The sequence below is a fragment of the Streptomyces sp. NPDC085937 genome, from assembly GCF_044540535.1.
Taxonomy (GTDB): Bacteria; Actinomycetota; Actinomycetes; order Streptomycetales; family Streptomycetaceae; genus Streptomyces.
Map to the genome: position 1 here is coordinate 24,766 of NZ_JBITSH010000004.1, position 12,352 is coordinate 37,117.

The 12,352-nt window shown below is 73.7% G+C and carries 14 protein-coding genes; 8 read left to right on the forward strand and 6 right to left on the reverse strand.

The genetic code is table 11. The features are described 5' to 3' along the window. Nucleotides 1-9: 9 nt before the first annotated feature. From ACIF8S_RS10190 to ACIF8S_RS10200, 3 genes are all read right to left on the reverse strand, one after another. Complete coding sequence (locus ACIF8S_RS10190) at nt 10-684, reverse strand: hypothetical protein (RefSeq protein ID WP_399998537.1); 675 nt, start codon at nt 682-684, stop codon at nt 10-12. Between the two features lie 297 nt (nt 685-981). Next, nucleotides 982-1,782 (reverse strand): hypothetical protein, encoded by an 801-nt coding sequence (locus ACIF8S_RS10195; protein WP_399998538.1) that lies wholly within the window; start codon nt 1,780-1,782, stop codon nt 982-984. Next, entirely contained in the window at nt 1,779-2,345 is a 567-nt protein-coding gene (locus ACIF8S_RS10200; protein ID WP_399998539.1) for an RNA polymerase sigma factor, read from the reverse strand. Before ACIF8S_RS10200 ends, ACIF8S_RS10195 begins: the two co-directional genes overlap by 4 nt. Before the next feature lie 131 nt (nt 2,346-2,476). On the opposite strand from ACIF8S_RS10200, the gene trpS reads away from it, so the two are divergent. Continuing rightward, nucleotides 2,477-3,490 carry a tryptophan--tRNA ligase gene (gene trpS, locus ACIF8S_RS10205; RefSeq protein ID WP_399998541.1) on the forward strand — a complete coding sequence of 338 codons (1,014 nt, stop codon included), beginning with the start codon at nt 2,477-2,479 and terminating at the stop codon, nt 3,488-3,490. 189 nt (nt 3,491-3,679) lie between these two features. Further along, on the forward strand, nt 3,680-4,258 hold the full coding sequence (locus ACIF8S_RS10210) for a 2'-5' RNA ligase family protein (RefSeq protein ID WP_399998542.1): 579 nt from the start codon (nt 3,680-3,682) through the stop codon (nt 4,256-4,258). A gap of 40 nt (nt 4,259-4,298) precedes the next feature. Here the strand turns inward: ACIF8S_RS10210 and ACIF8S_RS10215 are convergent, their stop codons facing one another. Then, complete coding sequence (locus ACIF8S_RS10215) at nt 4,299-5,054, reverse strand: decaprenylphospho-beta-D-erythro-pentofuranosid-2-ulose 2-reductase (RefSeq protein ID WP_349790840.1); 756 nt, start codon at nt 5,052-5,054, stop codon at nt 4,299-4,301. Nucleotides 5,055-5,089: 35 nt separating this feature from the next. Beyond that, nucleotides 5,090-6,439, reverse strand: coding sequence for an FAD-binding protein (locus ACIF8S_RS10220; RefSeq protein WP_399998543.1), 1,350 nt, complete (start codon nt 6,437-6,439; stop codon nt 5,090-5,092). 132 nt (nt 6,440-6,571) lie between these two features. On the opposite strand from ACIF8S_RS10220, the gene ACIF8S_RS10225 reads away from it, so the two are divergent. The 4 genes from ACIF8S_RS10225 to ACIF8S_RS10240 are packed head-to-tail and all read left to right on the forward strand — an operon-like array spanning nt 6,572 to nt 9,376. Next, entirely contained in the window at nt 6,572-7,105 is a 534-nt protein-coding gene (locus ACIF8S_RS10225; RefSeq protein WP_399998544.1) for a phosphatase PAP2 family protein, read from the forward strand. Next, nucleotides 7,102-8,037: a decaprenyl-phosphate phosphoribosyltransferase gene (locus tag ACIF8S_RS10230; RefSeq protein WP_399998545.1), complete on the forward strand. Its 936-nt coding sequence runs from the start codon at nt 7,102-7,104 to the stop codon at nt 8,035-8,037. Before ACIF8S_RS10225 ends, ACIF8S_RS10230 begins: the two co-directional genes overlap by 4 nt. Continuing rightward, complete coding sequence (locus ACIF8S_RS10235) at nt 8,034-8,471, forward strand: GtrA family protein (protein WP_399998546.1); 438 nt, start codon at nt 8,034-8,036, stop codon at nt 8,469-8,471. The genes ACIF8S_RS10230 and ACIF8S_RS10235 overlap by 4 nt, the downstream gene beginning before the upstream one ends. Continuing rightward, nucleotides 8,459-9,376, forward strand: a complete 918-nt coding sequence (locus ACIF8S_RS10240) for a YihY/virulence factor BrkB family protein (protein ID WP_399998548.1) — start codon at nt 8,459-8,461, stop codon at nt 9,374-9,376. The genes ACIF8S_RS10235 and ACIF8S_RS10240 overlap by 13 nt, the downstream gene beginning before the upstream one ends. Here the strand turns inward: ACIF8S_RS10240 and ACIF8S_RS10245 are convergent. After that, nucleotides 9,324-10,598: a D-alanyl-D-alanine carboxypeptidase family protein gene (locus tag ACIF8S_RS10245; protein ID WP_399998549.1), complete on the reverse strand. Its 1,275-nt coding sequence runs from the start codon at nt 10,596-10,598 to the stop codon at nt 9,324-9,326. The two genes, ACIF8S_RS10240 and ACIF8S_RS10245, sit on opposite strands and share 53 nt — an antisense overlap. Before the next feature lie 91 nt (nt 10,599-10,689). Here ACIF8S_RS10245 and ACIF8S_RS10250 point away from each other — a divergent pair, with 91 nt between their 5' ends. Next, nucleotides 10,690-10,938 carry an SCO4848 family membrane protein gene (locus tag ACIF8S_RS10250; protein WP_024883319.1) on the forward strand — a complete coding sequence of 83 codons (249 nt, stop codon included), beginning with the start codon at nt 10,690-10,692 and terminating at the stop codon, nt 10,936-10,938. Nucleotides 10,939-10,970: 32 nt separating this feature from the next. Continuing rightward, nucleotides 10,971-12,347, forward strand: a complete 1,377-nt coding sequence (locus ACIF8S_RS10255; protein WP_399998551.1) for a metallophosphoesterase — start codon at nt 10,971-10,973, stop codon at nt 12,345-12,347. Nucleotides 12,348-12,352 lie beyond the last annotated feature (5 nt).

The following is a 12,352-nucleotide window of genomic DNA, read 5'->3' on the forward strand; positions in this document are numbered from 1 at the left end:
GCCCCGGTGTCAGTGGTCCAGCAGCTGTTGCCGGGGTCCTGGGCCGTCCCCGTCCCGCCGGGCGCGTACGGCGGCAGCTCCCCGGAGCGCGTAGGGACGCAGGAGGAGGGCCAGGACGGCTCCTGCCGCCAGACCCGGTATCGCCCACCACCAGTCGGTGCCGTCGCCCGCCGTCGGCGGGGCCGCGGAGACCACCGGTGCCGTGCTGCCCGCGTCGTCCGGGGCTGCCTGCCCGTCCTCCGGCGGCGCCGGGGGCACCGCGAATGGCTCGTGCCCGGTGGCCGGGCCCATCACGCCCAGTTCGTACAGGAACTTACGCAGGTCGTACGGGTCCTTGGCGGCGTGCCAGACACCCTCGTTGCCGTCGGCGATGCGGGACGCCGTGTGGATCCACGCGTCCCGGGCCCCGTCCGGCAGGAAGATCTGGTCCACCCGCCACGGCGTCACGTCGTGCACCATCCAGGTCACGTTGATCTGGCGTCCCGAGGCGAGGGAGAGCGTCGGCGGGCGCTCGCGCGTGCCCGTGTTCATCGGGCCGAGGAGGCGCTCCAGCTCGGTGTACTGCTTGTCGGTGTAGTACAGCGAGGCCGTCTCGGTGCTCGACACCGATACCACCAGCACGCTGGTCGGGCCCCCCGCGGAGGCGGGGGTGGTGGCCCACAGGAGCAGGACGGGGGCGGTCAAGGCGGCTGCCGCTGCGGCCGTCAGTCGTCGGAGACGTTGTTTCCGGTCGCGCATGCGTGACCCCCCATGTGGTCGGGTGGACGCCGTGCGGCTCGCTGCGCGGGCCGCCTGTCACTTCTGGTACACCGGCCGGGCCGGGCGGGTTCCCGATCGGTTTTCGCCCCCGCCGCCCCTTCCCTTCCCGTCCCTGGGGGCTGCGCCCCCAGACGCCCCTTTCGGCCCTGCGGGCCTCGTCCTCAAACGCCGGACGGGCTAGAAGTGGCCCGTCCGGCGTACGAGGAGCGGGGGCCGGGGCCGTCACATGCTTGAGGTCGCGATCTCCTGTGCCCGCTCGCGGGACCGCACCCCCTCAAGGCGGAGGGTCACCGAACCCGTGGGGCTCCACAGGAGGGTCGGCCCCGCCGTACGTTCCTTCCGCGTGAAGCGGTCCCCCTCCGCGTCCGTCATCCAGAACGTCAGCACGTGAGGGCGTGGGAACCACAGAGCGGGGCCGCTCACGTCCAGCCATTCCGGCTGTTCCCGCACCGTCTTCGTGAACGAGATGTCCAGGCGGCCCGGGAACTGGTCCAGGCGGATCGTCCGGCCGTCGCCGTCCCTCCAGCACAGGCTGACCAGGGAACGCCCGTGCGGCAGCGCACCCACGGAGACCGCGTCCGGCGGGCCCAGTCTCTCCGGGACCACGGGGGTGAAGCCGGCCCGCCGCGACGCCTCCTCCAGCCGCACCGGAACGGCGCAGCCCGGCACCCGGCCGCCCGGCGAGGGCACCGCCGACGGGTCGTGCCGTACCTCCACCCCGTGGAAGCCGAACCAGTCGGTCACCGCCGCCCACACCGGAGGGGTCAGCGCCAGCACCGTCAGCAGTCCGCACAGCGTCGCCAGCAGGGAGCGCCAACGCGTCCGCGTCCAGCGCCGCACCGCCCGCATCCGGGACCGGGGGACGGCCGCCGGGACGGGCGCCTGCTCGGCGAGTATCCGGGCGAGCACGCGCTCGGCCATCGTCGCGCCGCCCGCCGCCCCCTCCGGGCCGTCCAGGGAGCGGCCGTAGGCCCGCAACTCCTCGCGCAGCCGCCGCAGCTCCTCCTCCTGGCGTCCGCTCACGCCGGCGCACCCCCTTCCCGGGTCTCCCCGGGCCGGACGTCCGGCAGCAGCCGCCGCAGCCTGCGCAGGGCGCGGTTCAGGCGCGACTTCACCGTCCCCCGGGGCCAGCCCAGGGCCTCGGCGGTCTCCCGCTCGTCCATCTCCAGCAGATAGCGGTAGGTGACGACCAGCCGGTGCTCCTCGCTCAGCTTCTCCAGCGCCGCCAGCAGGGCGGCGCGGCGCTCGGTCTCCAGCGTGGCCGCGGCGGGGTCGGCCGACTCCGGTATCACCGGGTCCGCCCCGACGAGAGCCGCCTCCCGGCCGGCCAGGGTCCTCCTGCGTGCCGCCGCGCGCACTGTGTTCCTCGTCTCATTGGCCACGATCGACAACAGCCACGGCCGGAACGCCGCGCCGTCCCGGAACCGGCCCAGCGCGCAGTACGCCTTGACGAAGGCCTGCTGCACCACGTCCTCCGCGTCCGCCCCCGCCCCGAGCGCGGCGGCCGCCCTGAGCGCGATGGCCGTATGCGCCCGCACCAGCTGCGCGTACGCCTCCGGCTGTCCGGCGCGCACGCGAGCGATCACCGCGGCCTCATCGACGATGCGGCCCCCCTCCCGCGTCCTCACACTCTTGTTACACCACGCGGAACGGATCGGTTCCCGGCTGTTCCCGGTCCGTTCCGGACCGCCCCCCGGAACCTGAGAGAATGGTGGGCATGGCGACTGATCGACCCCGCGTGCTCTCCGGAATCCAGCCCACCGCAGGTTCTTTCCATCTCGGCAACTACCTCGGTGCCGTCCGCCAGTGGGTGGCGCTCCAGGAGTCGCACGACGCCTTCTACATGGTCGTCGACCTGCACGCGATCACGGTCCCGCAGGACCCGGAGGAGCTGCGGGCCAACACGCGTCTGGCCACGGCCCAGCTGCTGGCCGCCGGACTCGACCCGGACCGCTGCACCCTCTTCGTGCAGAGCCACGTGCCGGAGCACGCCCAGCTCGCGTGGGTGATGAACTGCCTCACCGGCTTCGGCGAGGCCTCCCGCATGACCCAGTTCAAGGACAAGTCCGCGAAGCAGGGCGCCGAGCGCGCCTCCGTCGGGCTGTTCACGTACCCGATCCTCCAGGTCGCGGACATCCTGCTCTACCAGGCGCACGAGGTGCCGGTGGGCGAGGACCAGCGCCAGCACATCGAGCTCACCCGTGACCTCGCCACGCGCTTCAACGGCCGGTTCGGCGACACCTTCACGCTGCCGAAGCCGTACATCCTCAAGGAGACGGCGAAGATCTACGACCTGCAGGACCCGGCGGTCAAGATGAGCAAGTCGGCGTCCACGCCGAAGGGCCTGATCAACCTGCTCGACGAGCCGAAGGCCACCGCCAAGAAGGTGAGGAGCGCGGTCACCGACACCGACACGGTGATCCGCTACGACGTGGTGGAGAAGCCCGGCGTCAGCAACTTGCTCACCATCTACTCCGTCCTCACCGGCACGGGCATCCCCGAGCTGGAGGAGAAGTACGCCGGCAAGGGCTACGGCGCGCTCAAGACGGACCTCGCCGAGATCATGGTCGACTTCGTGACGCCGTTCCGGGAGCGCACCCAGCAGTACCTGGACGACCCCGAGACGCTCGACTCGATCCTCGCCAAGGGGGCTGAGAAGGCGCGCGCCGTGGCCGCGGAGACCCTCTCCCAGGCGTACGAGCGGGTCGGCTTCCTGCCCGCCAAGCACTGAACCGGCGTAGTGAACGGGCCCAGGGGCCCCGTCCGTACCACCGCACAGCGCTGCACATCACTCCGACTGCGCCTGCCCGCACGCGGGTCGTGGTCGTACAGTCGATAAGCGGGTGACCGCTTCGGCGGTCACCGGACGCGCACCGCAGTTCCACCACCGCGCTTCACCATCACAACGACAGGAGACGACGTGGGGACCGTAACGATCGGTGTGTCGATCGCGGTCCCGGAGCCTCACGGCAGCCGGCTTCAGCAGCTGCGCGCGGGCTTCGGCGACGCCGCCGCCTACGGCATCCCCACGCACGTCACCCTGCTGCCGCCGACGGAGGTCGCGGCCGGCGCCCTGCCCGCCGTCGAGGCCCACCTGGCCGACGTCGCCGCGGTGGGCCGGCCGTTCCCGATGAGGCTGTCGGGCACGGGCACCTTCCGGCCGCTGTCGCCGGTGGTGTACGTCCGGGTCGTCGAGGGCGCCGAGGCATGCGCCACGCTCCAGCAGCAGGTACGGGACCCGTCCGGGCCCGTCGCCCGTGACCTGCAGTTCCCCTACCACCCGCACGTCACCGTGGCCCACGGCATCGACGAGGCGGCCATGGACCGCGCCTACGAGGACCTCGCCGGCTACGAGGCCGCGTGGCCCTGCACCGGCTTCGCCCTCTACGAGCAGGGCGCCGACGCGGTGTGGCGCAAGCTGCGCGAGTTCCCCTTCGGGACCGTCGTGGTGCCCCCGCAGGCCGGCCACGTCGACCGGGGCTCCGTCTCCGCCTGCTGAGCCGGGCACCCCGGGCCTTCCGTGCGGAGGAGCCAGGGCCTCACACCGGCAGCCGGCGGAACACCCCGCGGGGCAGATGCCGCAGCGCCGACATCACCATCCGCAGGGCGCCCGGCACCCACACCGTCTCCGAGCGGCGCCGCAGCCCCAGTTCGACGGCCGACGCCACCGCCTCCGGGGTGGTGGCCAGCGGCGCCTCGGGGAGCCCCGCCGTCATGCGGGTGCGCACGAACCCGGGCCGCACCACCATCACATGCACGCCCGTGCCGTACAGCGCGTCGCCCAGGCCCTGCGCGAAGGCGTCCAGGCCGGCCTTGCTGGAACCGTAGATGAAGTTGGCGCGGCGGGCCCGCTCGCCCGCGACGGACGACAGCACCACCAGGGAGCCGTGCCCCTGCGCCTGGAGGGCGCCCGCGCACACCAGACCCGCGGAGACCGCGCCGGTGTAGTTGGTCTGCGCGACCCGCACCGCGGCCCCCGGGTCCCGTTCGTCGCGCGCCTGGTCGCCCAGGGTGCCGAAGGCGAGCAGCACCATGTCGACGTCGTCCTCGGCGAACACCTTGCCGAGCGCCTCCTCGTGGGTGGCGGGGTCGAGCGCGTCGAAGGCGACCGTGTGGACCTCGGCGCCGAGGCCGCGCAGTTGGTCGGCCGCCGCGTCCAGGCCGGGGGAGGGGCGGCCGGCCAGCCACACCGTGCGGGTGCGGCGGGCGATCAGCCGCCGGGCGACGGCGAGCGCGATCTCGGACGTACCGCCGAGCACGAGCAGGGACTGGGGGAGGCCGAAGGCGTCCTTCACGACAGCTCCTCAGGGGGCCGGGAGAGGGGGAGGGGTCACAGGCGGAGGCGGCGGGACAGGTCCGAGGTGAACACGCCGCGCGGGTCCAGCTCGGCGCGCACGGAGCGGAAGTCGTCCAGCCGCGGGTACATGGCGGCGAGCAGTTCGGGGCGCAGCCGGGAGTCCTTGGCGAGGTAGACGCGGCCGTCCGCGCCGGCGACCTCCTCGTCGAGCTCGTCGAGGAAGCCGCCGAGGCCCGGCAGGGACGCGGGGATGTCCAGGGCCAGCGTCCAGCCCGGCACCGGGAACGACAGCCAGCCCGGGTCGGCGTCCCCGAAGCGTTTGAGGACGGCGAGGAACGACGGGCAGCGGCGCTCGGAGATCCGGCGCACGATCCGGCGCAGGGTGTCCTCCCGCCCGTGCCCGACGACGAACTGGTACTGCACGAAGCCGCCCCGCCCGTAGATCCGGTTCCAGTGCGGCACGCCGTCCAGGGGGTGGAAGAAGGCGGGGATCCGCTGCAGTTCCCCGGTCCGCGCGCGGGGCGCCTTGCGGAACCACAGCTCGTTGAACAGCCCCACGGTCGTCCGGCTGAGCAGGCCCTCCGGCACGAACGAGGGGGCGGCCGGGAGGCGGGAGGTGCGGAACGACAGCGGCTCATGGCGGGCGGAGCGCGGCAGCGCGTCCAGCGGGGCGTGGTCGCCGCGGGTGAGGACCGCGCGGCCGGTTGCCTTCCCGCGCGCCAGCAGGTCGATCCAGGCGACCGAGTAGCGGTAGCGGTGGTCGGTGTCTGCCAGCCGGGCCATCAGGTCGTCCAGGTCGGACGCGCGTTCGGTGTCGACGGACATCCAGGAGGTCTCGACGGGCTGCAGCCGGACCGTCGCGGTGAGGATCACCCCGGTCAGGCCCATGCCGCCCGCGGTCGCCTCGAACAGCGGCGTGCCCGGGACGACGGTGCGGACCCGCCCGTCGGCGGTCAGCAGCTCGAAGGACTCCACATGGCGCGAGAACGACCCGGAGACATGGTGGTTCTTGCCGTGGATGTCGGCGCCGATCGCCCCGCCGACCGTCACGTACCGGGTGCCGGGCGTCACCGGCACGAACCAGCCGAGCGGCAGCAGCACCTCCATCAGCCGGTGCAGGGACACGCCCGCGTCGCACAGCACGGTGCCGCCGTCGGCGTCGATCGTGTGGATCCGGTCCAGGCCGGTCATGTCGAAGACCTCGCCGCCCGCGTTCTGCGCGGCGTCCCCGTACGCCCGCCCCAGGCCCCGGGCGATGCCCCCGCGCGCCCCGCAGCCCCGGACGGCCAGGGCGGCCTCCTCGAACGTCCGCGGGCGGATCAGCCGGGCGGCGGACGGAGCGGTGCGGCCCCACCCCGTGACGGAAACGGTGTCGGCAGGCATGACGGCGACCGTATCGCCCCTGTGTGAGCCGTTGGTTTTGAAACGTCAATCCCGTCCCCGAAACGGGTGATTAATGGGATGTCGTCCCGAAGCGATGGAATTCCGGTGCGCCGGGGGTGAACAGTGAGCCACATGGACGACCACCACGACCTCCTCCGGCCCCGCGGTCTCCACGGGGTGGACCACCGGATCGTCTCCGCGCTCAGAGCGTGCGGCGCGGACCCCCGCGTGGCCGGTGCCGCGCGCGCCCTGTCCTGGGTGGGGGAACACGGGGCCGTATGGGTCGCGGTGGGCCTCGCGGGCGCGGTCGTGGACCGTCCGCGGCGCGGTGCCTGGCTGCGCGGCACGGCGCTCACCGCGGGCGCGCACGCGACCAGTTCGCTCGTGAAGCGGGTGGTGCGCCGTCCCCGGCCCGCGCACGTCGAGCCGCTGGTCGGCACCGTCGGCCGGCACTCCTTCCCCAGCGCGCACGCCACCTCCGCGGCGGCCGCCGCCGTCGCCTTCGGCGCGCTCGGCGCCCGCGCGGTGCCGCCGCTGGCCGCCGCGGTGTGCGTGTCCCGCCTGGTGGCCGGCGTCCACTACCCGTCGGACGTGGCGGCCGGCGCCGCCCTCGGCGCGCTCACCGCGCGGCTCGGCGCCCGCTGGATGAACGGGGGCACGGCGTGACGCTGCTGCGCGAGCGCTCCGAGCGCGGGCAGGCCGAGCCGTCCGTCCGGGGCGGGATCCTCACCGGCCTGCTGCGCACCGCGCGGCCCAAGCAGTGGGTCAAGAACGTCCTGGTGGCCGCCGCCCCGGCCGCCGCGGGAGACCTCTTCACCCGCCACGCCCTGTCCCGGCTCGCCCTGGTGTTCGTCCTGTTCACCGCCTGCGCCGCCGCCGTCTACCTCGTCAACGACGCGCGCGACGCCGAGGCCGACCGCGCCCACCCCGTCAAGTGCCGCCGCCCGGTCGCCGCCGGGCAGGTCCCGGTGCCCGTCGCCTACGCCGCCGGGATCGCGCTCGGCGTGCTCGCGCCGGCCGCCGCCGCGCTGCTGTGCCCGCCGGAGCTGGCCGCACTGCTGACCGCCTACCTCGTCATGCAACTGGCGTACTGCGTCGCCCTGAAGCATGTGCTCGTCGTCGACCTCGCCGTCGTCACCGCCGGGTTCGTGATGCGCGCGGTGGCCGGCGGGCTCGCCCTCGGCATCCCGCTGTCCCGCTGGTTCCTGATCACCACCGGCTTCGGCGCCCTGTTCATGGTCGCCGCCAAGCGCTACTCCGAGGCCGTGCAGCTGGCGGGCAACGGGGGAGCCACCCGCGCGCTCCTCACCGAGTACACCACCGGCTACCTCCGCTTCGTCTGGCAGCTCGCCGCCGGGGTCGCCGTCCTCGGCTACTGCCTGTGGGCGCTGGAGGAGGGCGGTGTGCCGCACACCAGCGTGCTGCCCTGGCGCCAGCTGTCCGTGGTGGCCTTCGTCCTCGCCGTCCTGCGCTACGCCGTCTTCGCCGACCGGGGCACGGCCGGCGAACCGGAGGACGTGGTGCTGGGCGACCGCGCGCTCGCCCTCATCGGCGTGGTGTGGGCGGCGATGTACGCCGCGGCGGTGGTCGACTGGTGAGGGACCGCCTGCGCCGGCACCGGCGGGAACTCCTCGGCTTCGCGACCGCCGGCCTGCTCGCCTACGCCGTCGACCTCGCCCTCTTCACCTACCTGCGCGGCCCCGGCGGACTCGGCCCGCTCACCGCGAAGGCGCTCTCCTTCGTCGCCGGCTGCGCGGTCGCCTACGCGGGCAACGCCCACGGCACCTACCGGGGGACCCGGGTGCGCGGCGCCCGCCCCTTCGCGCTGTTCTTCGCCGTCAACCTGGCCGGCGCCGCCGTGCAACTGCTGTGCCTGGCCGTCAGCCACTACGGGCTGGGGCTCACCTCGCAGCGCGCGGACACCGTGTCCGGCGCGGTGGTCGGCATGACCCTCGCCACCGTCGTCCGTTTCTGGGGCACCAGGACATTGGTCTTCCGTGACGCGGGCAGAGTCGGTTCGTGGACTGGCTGAAGAAGCTTCCGGTGGTGGGTCCGTGGGTGACCCGGCTGTCGCTCACGCACGCGTGGCGGTCGTTCGAGCGGCTGGACCGGGTGCACTGGACGCGGCTGGCCGCCGCGATGACGTTCCGCAGTTTCGTCGCGCTGTTCCCGCTGCTCACCGTGGCCGCGGCGATCGGCGCGGCCACCCTCGGCAAGGAGCGGCAGGACACCCTCCAGGACACCATCACCGACCAGGTGCCCGGCATCTCCGACCAGTTGGACGTCGGGGAGCTGGTGGACAACGCGGGCACCGTCGGGCTGATCGCCGGCGCCGCGCTGGTGTTCACCGGGATCAGCTGGGCCGGCCTCATGCGCGAGTGCCTGCGCGTGGTGTGGGAGCTGCCGGACGACGAGGAGAACCCGGTCCTGCGCAAGGGCAAGGACGCGGGCATCCTCGTCGGGCTCGGCGGGGCGGTCCTGGTCACCCTGGCCGCCTCCGCGGTCGCCTCCGCGCTGGTCGGCCGGATCAGCGACGCCGCCGGACTGGAGAAGGGCGGCTGGGGCGGCGTCGTCCTGCAGGCCGCGGCGTTCGCCGTGGCCGTCGCCACCGACTTCCTGCTCCTGCTGTACGTCCTTACCCTGCTGCCCGGCGTCGAGCCGTCCCGGCGCCGGCTGACCGTCGCCGCGCTCACCGGCGCCGTCGGCTTCGAACTGCTGAAGCTGCTGCTCAGCGGCTATCTGCAGGGCGTGGCCGCGAAGAGCATGTACGGCGCGTTCGGTGTCCCGGTGGCGCTGCTGCTGTGGATCAACCTCACCACCAAACTGGTCCTGTTCTGCGCCGCCTGGACGGCCACGCCCGGCAAGGAGGACGAGCCCCCGCGAGTCACGGACGGGGACGACGGCGCACCAGGTCCGGCAGCGGCCAGCGCCGGTTGACCAGGAACGCGCCGCCCGCGAGCAGCACCAGCACCCCTCCGGCGATGCCCAGCGCCACGCCCATGCCGTCGGCGCCACCGCCCGTGTCGGCGCTCGCCACCGGCCTGGACCCGGCCACGGTGCCGCCCGCCTCACCGGGCGACGCGGACGGGCCGGGCGCGGCACCGGCCTGCGCGGCGCCGCGCGGCGGCACCAGCTCACCCACCGGTTCGACCTTGCCGGCGGCGGCGAAGCCCCAGTCGAAGAGCCGCGCGGTCTCCTTGTAGACCTCGTTGGACTCCTCCTTCTGCGGGTTCATCACGGTGACCAGCAGCACCTTGCCGCCGCGCTCGGCGACACCGGTGAAGGTCGCGCCGGCGTTGGTGGTGTTGCCGTTCTTCACACCGGCTATGCCCTGGTAGACGGGCACGTCGTAGTCGCCGCTCAGCAGCCGGTTGGTGTTCTGGATCTCGAAGGACCCGCGGACCCGCTTGCCCTTCTTGTTCTTCTTCGTCTCCCCGGGGAACTGCGCCCGCACCGTCGAGCAGTACTCCCGGAAGTCCTTCTTCTGCAGCCCGGAGCGGGCGATCAGCGTCAGGTCGTACGCGGAGGACACCTGGCCCGGGGCGTCGTAGCCGTCCGGGCTGACGGCGGTGGTGTCGAGGGCCTGGAGTTCCTTGGCGTGCGCGTTCATCTCCGCGACGGTCTTCTCCACGCCGCCGTTCATCGCCGACAGCACGTGCACCGCGTCGTTCCCGGAGCGCAGGAAGACGCCCAGCCACAGGTCGTGGACCGTGTAGGTCTCGTTCTCCTTGATCCCGACCATGCTGGAGTTCGCTCCGACACCGGCCATGTCGGAGGTCTGCACGCGGTGCGTGGTCGTCCCCGGCCACTTCGGCAGCAGGGTGTCGGCGAACAGCATCTTCAGGGTGCTGGCGGGGGCCAGCCGCCAGTGGGCGTTGTGGGCGGCGAGCACCTCGCCGCTCTCGGCGTCCGCGACGATCCAGGACCGGGCGGACAGCTCCTTGGGCAGCACCGGCACCCCGGCGGCCAGGTTCACCTGGGTCCCCGGCTTCGCCAGCCGCTCGCCGCCCACGACCGACATGTTCGCCGGGGGTGTGGCCGACGGTGTCGTGGAGGGCTTGGGGGCGGCCAGGGCGGCCGGCGCGGTCAGCGCGGTGGACAGCAGGACGGCGGAGGCGACCAGCAGGGAGCGCCGGGCGGTCTTCTGGGAAGCGGGCACGGTCCGCAAGGTACATGCCATCCCGGTCGGTGTCCCGGCCCGGCCCCCACCCCGCGCAGGGAACCGGACACGGCGCGGCGATACTGGACGCATGAAGCTCAGCCGCCCCGTCTCCTGGTTCCTGCTCGCCTTCGGGGTGTGGAGCTGGGTCATCTGGATCACTTTCGTCAAGAACCTGGTCAAGGACAGCAGTGGACTCGCGTTCGACGACGGGCACCCCACGGCCTACTTCTTCGTTCACCTGACGCTCGCCGTCGTCTCTTTCGTACTGGGGACGGTCGTCGGGGGCATCGGGTTGCGCGGTGTGCGCGCATTGAGCCGGACGTCACGGACCACGTGACGCCGTAACGGGAAGCAGGGGAAGTCCGCCTCGTGGCCATCGTCTTCGTACTCGTCGCGCTGCTGGTCGTCGCCGTCCTGGTGACGGGCAACTGGTACGTGTGGCGTCGTCTGTTCCGGGACACCACCGCGGGCCCCGGCGCCGTGCGCCGCGCGGGCGCGGCGGTGATCGCCGGCGGGTGGCTGCTGTTCGTCGGCGGCATGGTCGCCTCCCGCACCGACGCGCCGTTCGCCCTCCAGCGGGTGCTGGCCTGGCCGGGCTACCTGTGGCTCGCCCTCAGTCTGTACCTGCTGCTGGCCCTGCTCGTCGGCGAGCTCGTCCGCCCGGTGCTGCGCAGGGTCCTGGAGCGGAGGGCGGCGAGCGGCCCGGCCCGGGACGCCACGGCGGCGCCGGCGGGGAGCGACGCGGCGGCCAACGCCCCGGCGCGGGGCGTCACCGCGAACGGCGCGCCGGCGAAGAGCGCGGCGGCCGGGGCGGCGGGTGCCGGTTCCACGACGGGCGGATCGGTGGCGGCCGACCCGGCGGAAGGCGGCGCGACGGTCGCCGGTACGGCCGGAAGCGGCGCCTCCGTGGCCCCCGCGACCCCCTCCCGCAGACTGTTCGTCTCCCGCGTCGTCGGCGGGGCCGCCGCCGCGGCGGCGGTCGGCACCGTCGGGTACGGCACCTACGGCGTGCTGCGCGGACCGAAGGTCAAGCGGGTCACCGTGCCGCTGGCCAAGCTGCCCCGCGCGGCGCACGGTTACCGCATCGCCGTGGTCAGCGACATCCACCTGGGCCCGGTGCTCGGGCGGGGCTTCGCGCAACGGGTCGTCGACACGATCAACTCGACCCGGCCCGACCTGATCGCCGTGGTCGGTGACCTGGTGGACGGCAGCGTGAAGGACCTCGGTCCGGCGGCGGCGCCGCTCGCCCAGCTGACGGCACGTCACGGGTCGTACTTCGTCACCGGCAACCACGAGTACTTCTCCGGCGCCGGGCAGTGGGTCGAGGAGGTCCGGCGGCTCGGCCTGAACCCGCTGGAGAACGCGCGCACCGAGCTGCCGCACTTCGACCTCGCGGGCGTCAACGACGTGGCCGGCGAGGACGAGGGCCAGGGCCCCGACTTCGCGCGGGCGCTCGGCGACCGGGACCGCGCGCGGGCGTGCGTGCTGCTGGCCCACCAGCCGGTGCAGATCCACGACGCCGTGGACCACGGCGTGGACCTCCAGCTCTCCGGGCACACGCACGGCGGCCAGCTCTGGCCCGGCAACCTGATCGCGCGCGGCGCGAACCCGACCGTGGCCGGCCTCGACCGCTACGGCGACACCCAGCTCTACGTCAGCCGCGGCGCCGGAGCCTGGGGCCCGCCCACCCGGGTGGGCGCCCCCTCGGACATCACGGTGATCGAACTGGCCTCCCGCCAGGCCTGACCCCG

What these genes read in the sequence shown, in the direction of transcription:
- ACIF8S_RS10225 (WP_399998544.1), top strand. Translation starts at nt 6,572, where the DNA reads ATGGACGACCACCACGACCTCCTCCGGCCCCGCGGTCTCCACGGGGTG.
- ACIF8S_RS10250 (WP_024883319.1), top strand. Translation starts at nt 10,690, where the DNA reads ATGAAGCTCAGCCGCCCCGTCTCCTGGTTCCTGCTCGCCTTCGGGGTG.
- trpS (WP_399998541.1), top strand. Translation starts at nt 2,477, where the DNA reads ATGGCGACTGATCGACCCCGCGTGCTCTCCGGAATCCAGCCCACCGCA.
- ACIF8S_RS10220 (WP_399998543.1), bottom strand. Translation starts at nt 6,439, where the DNA reads ATGCCTGCCGACACCGTTTCCGTCACGGGGTGGGGCCGCACCGCTCCG.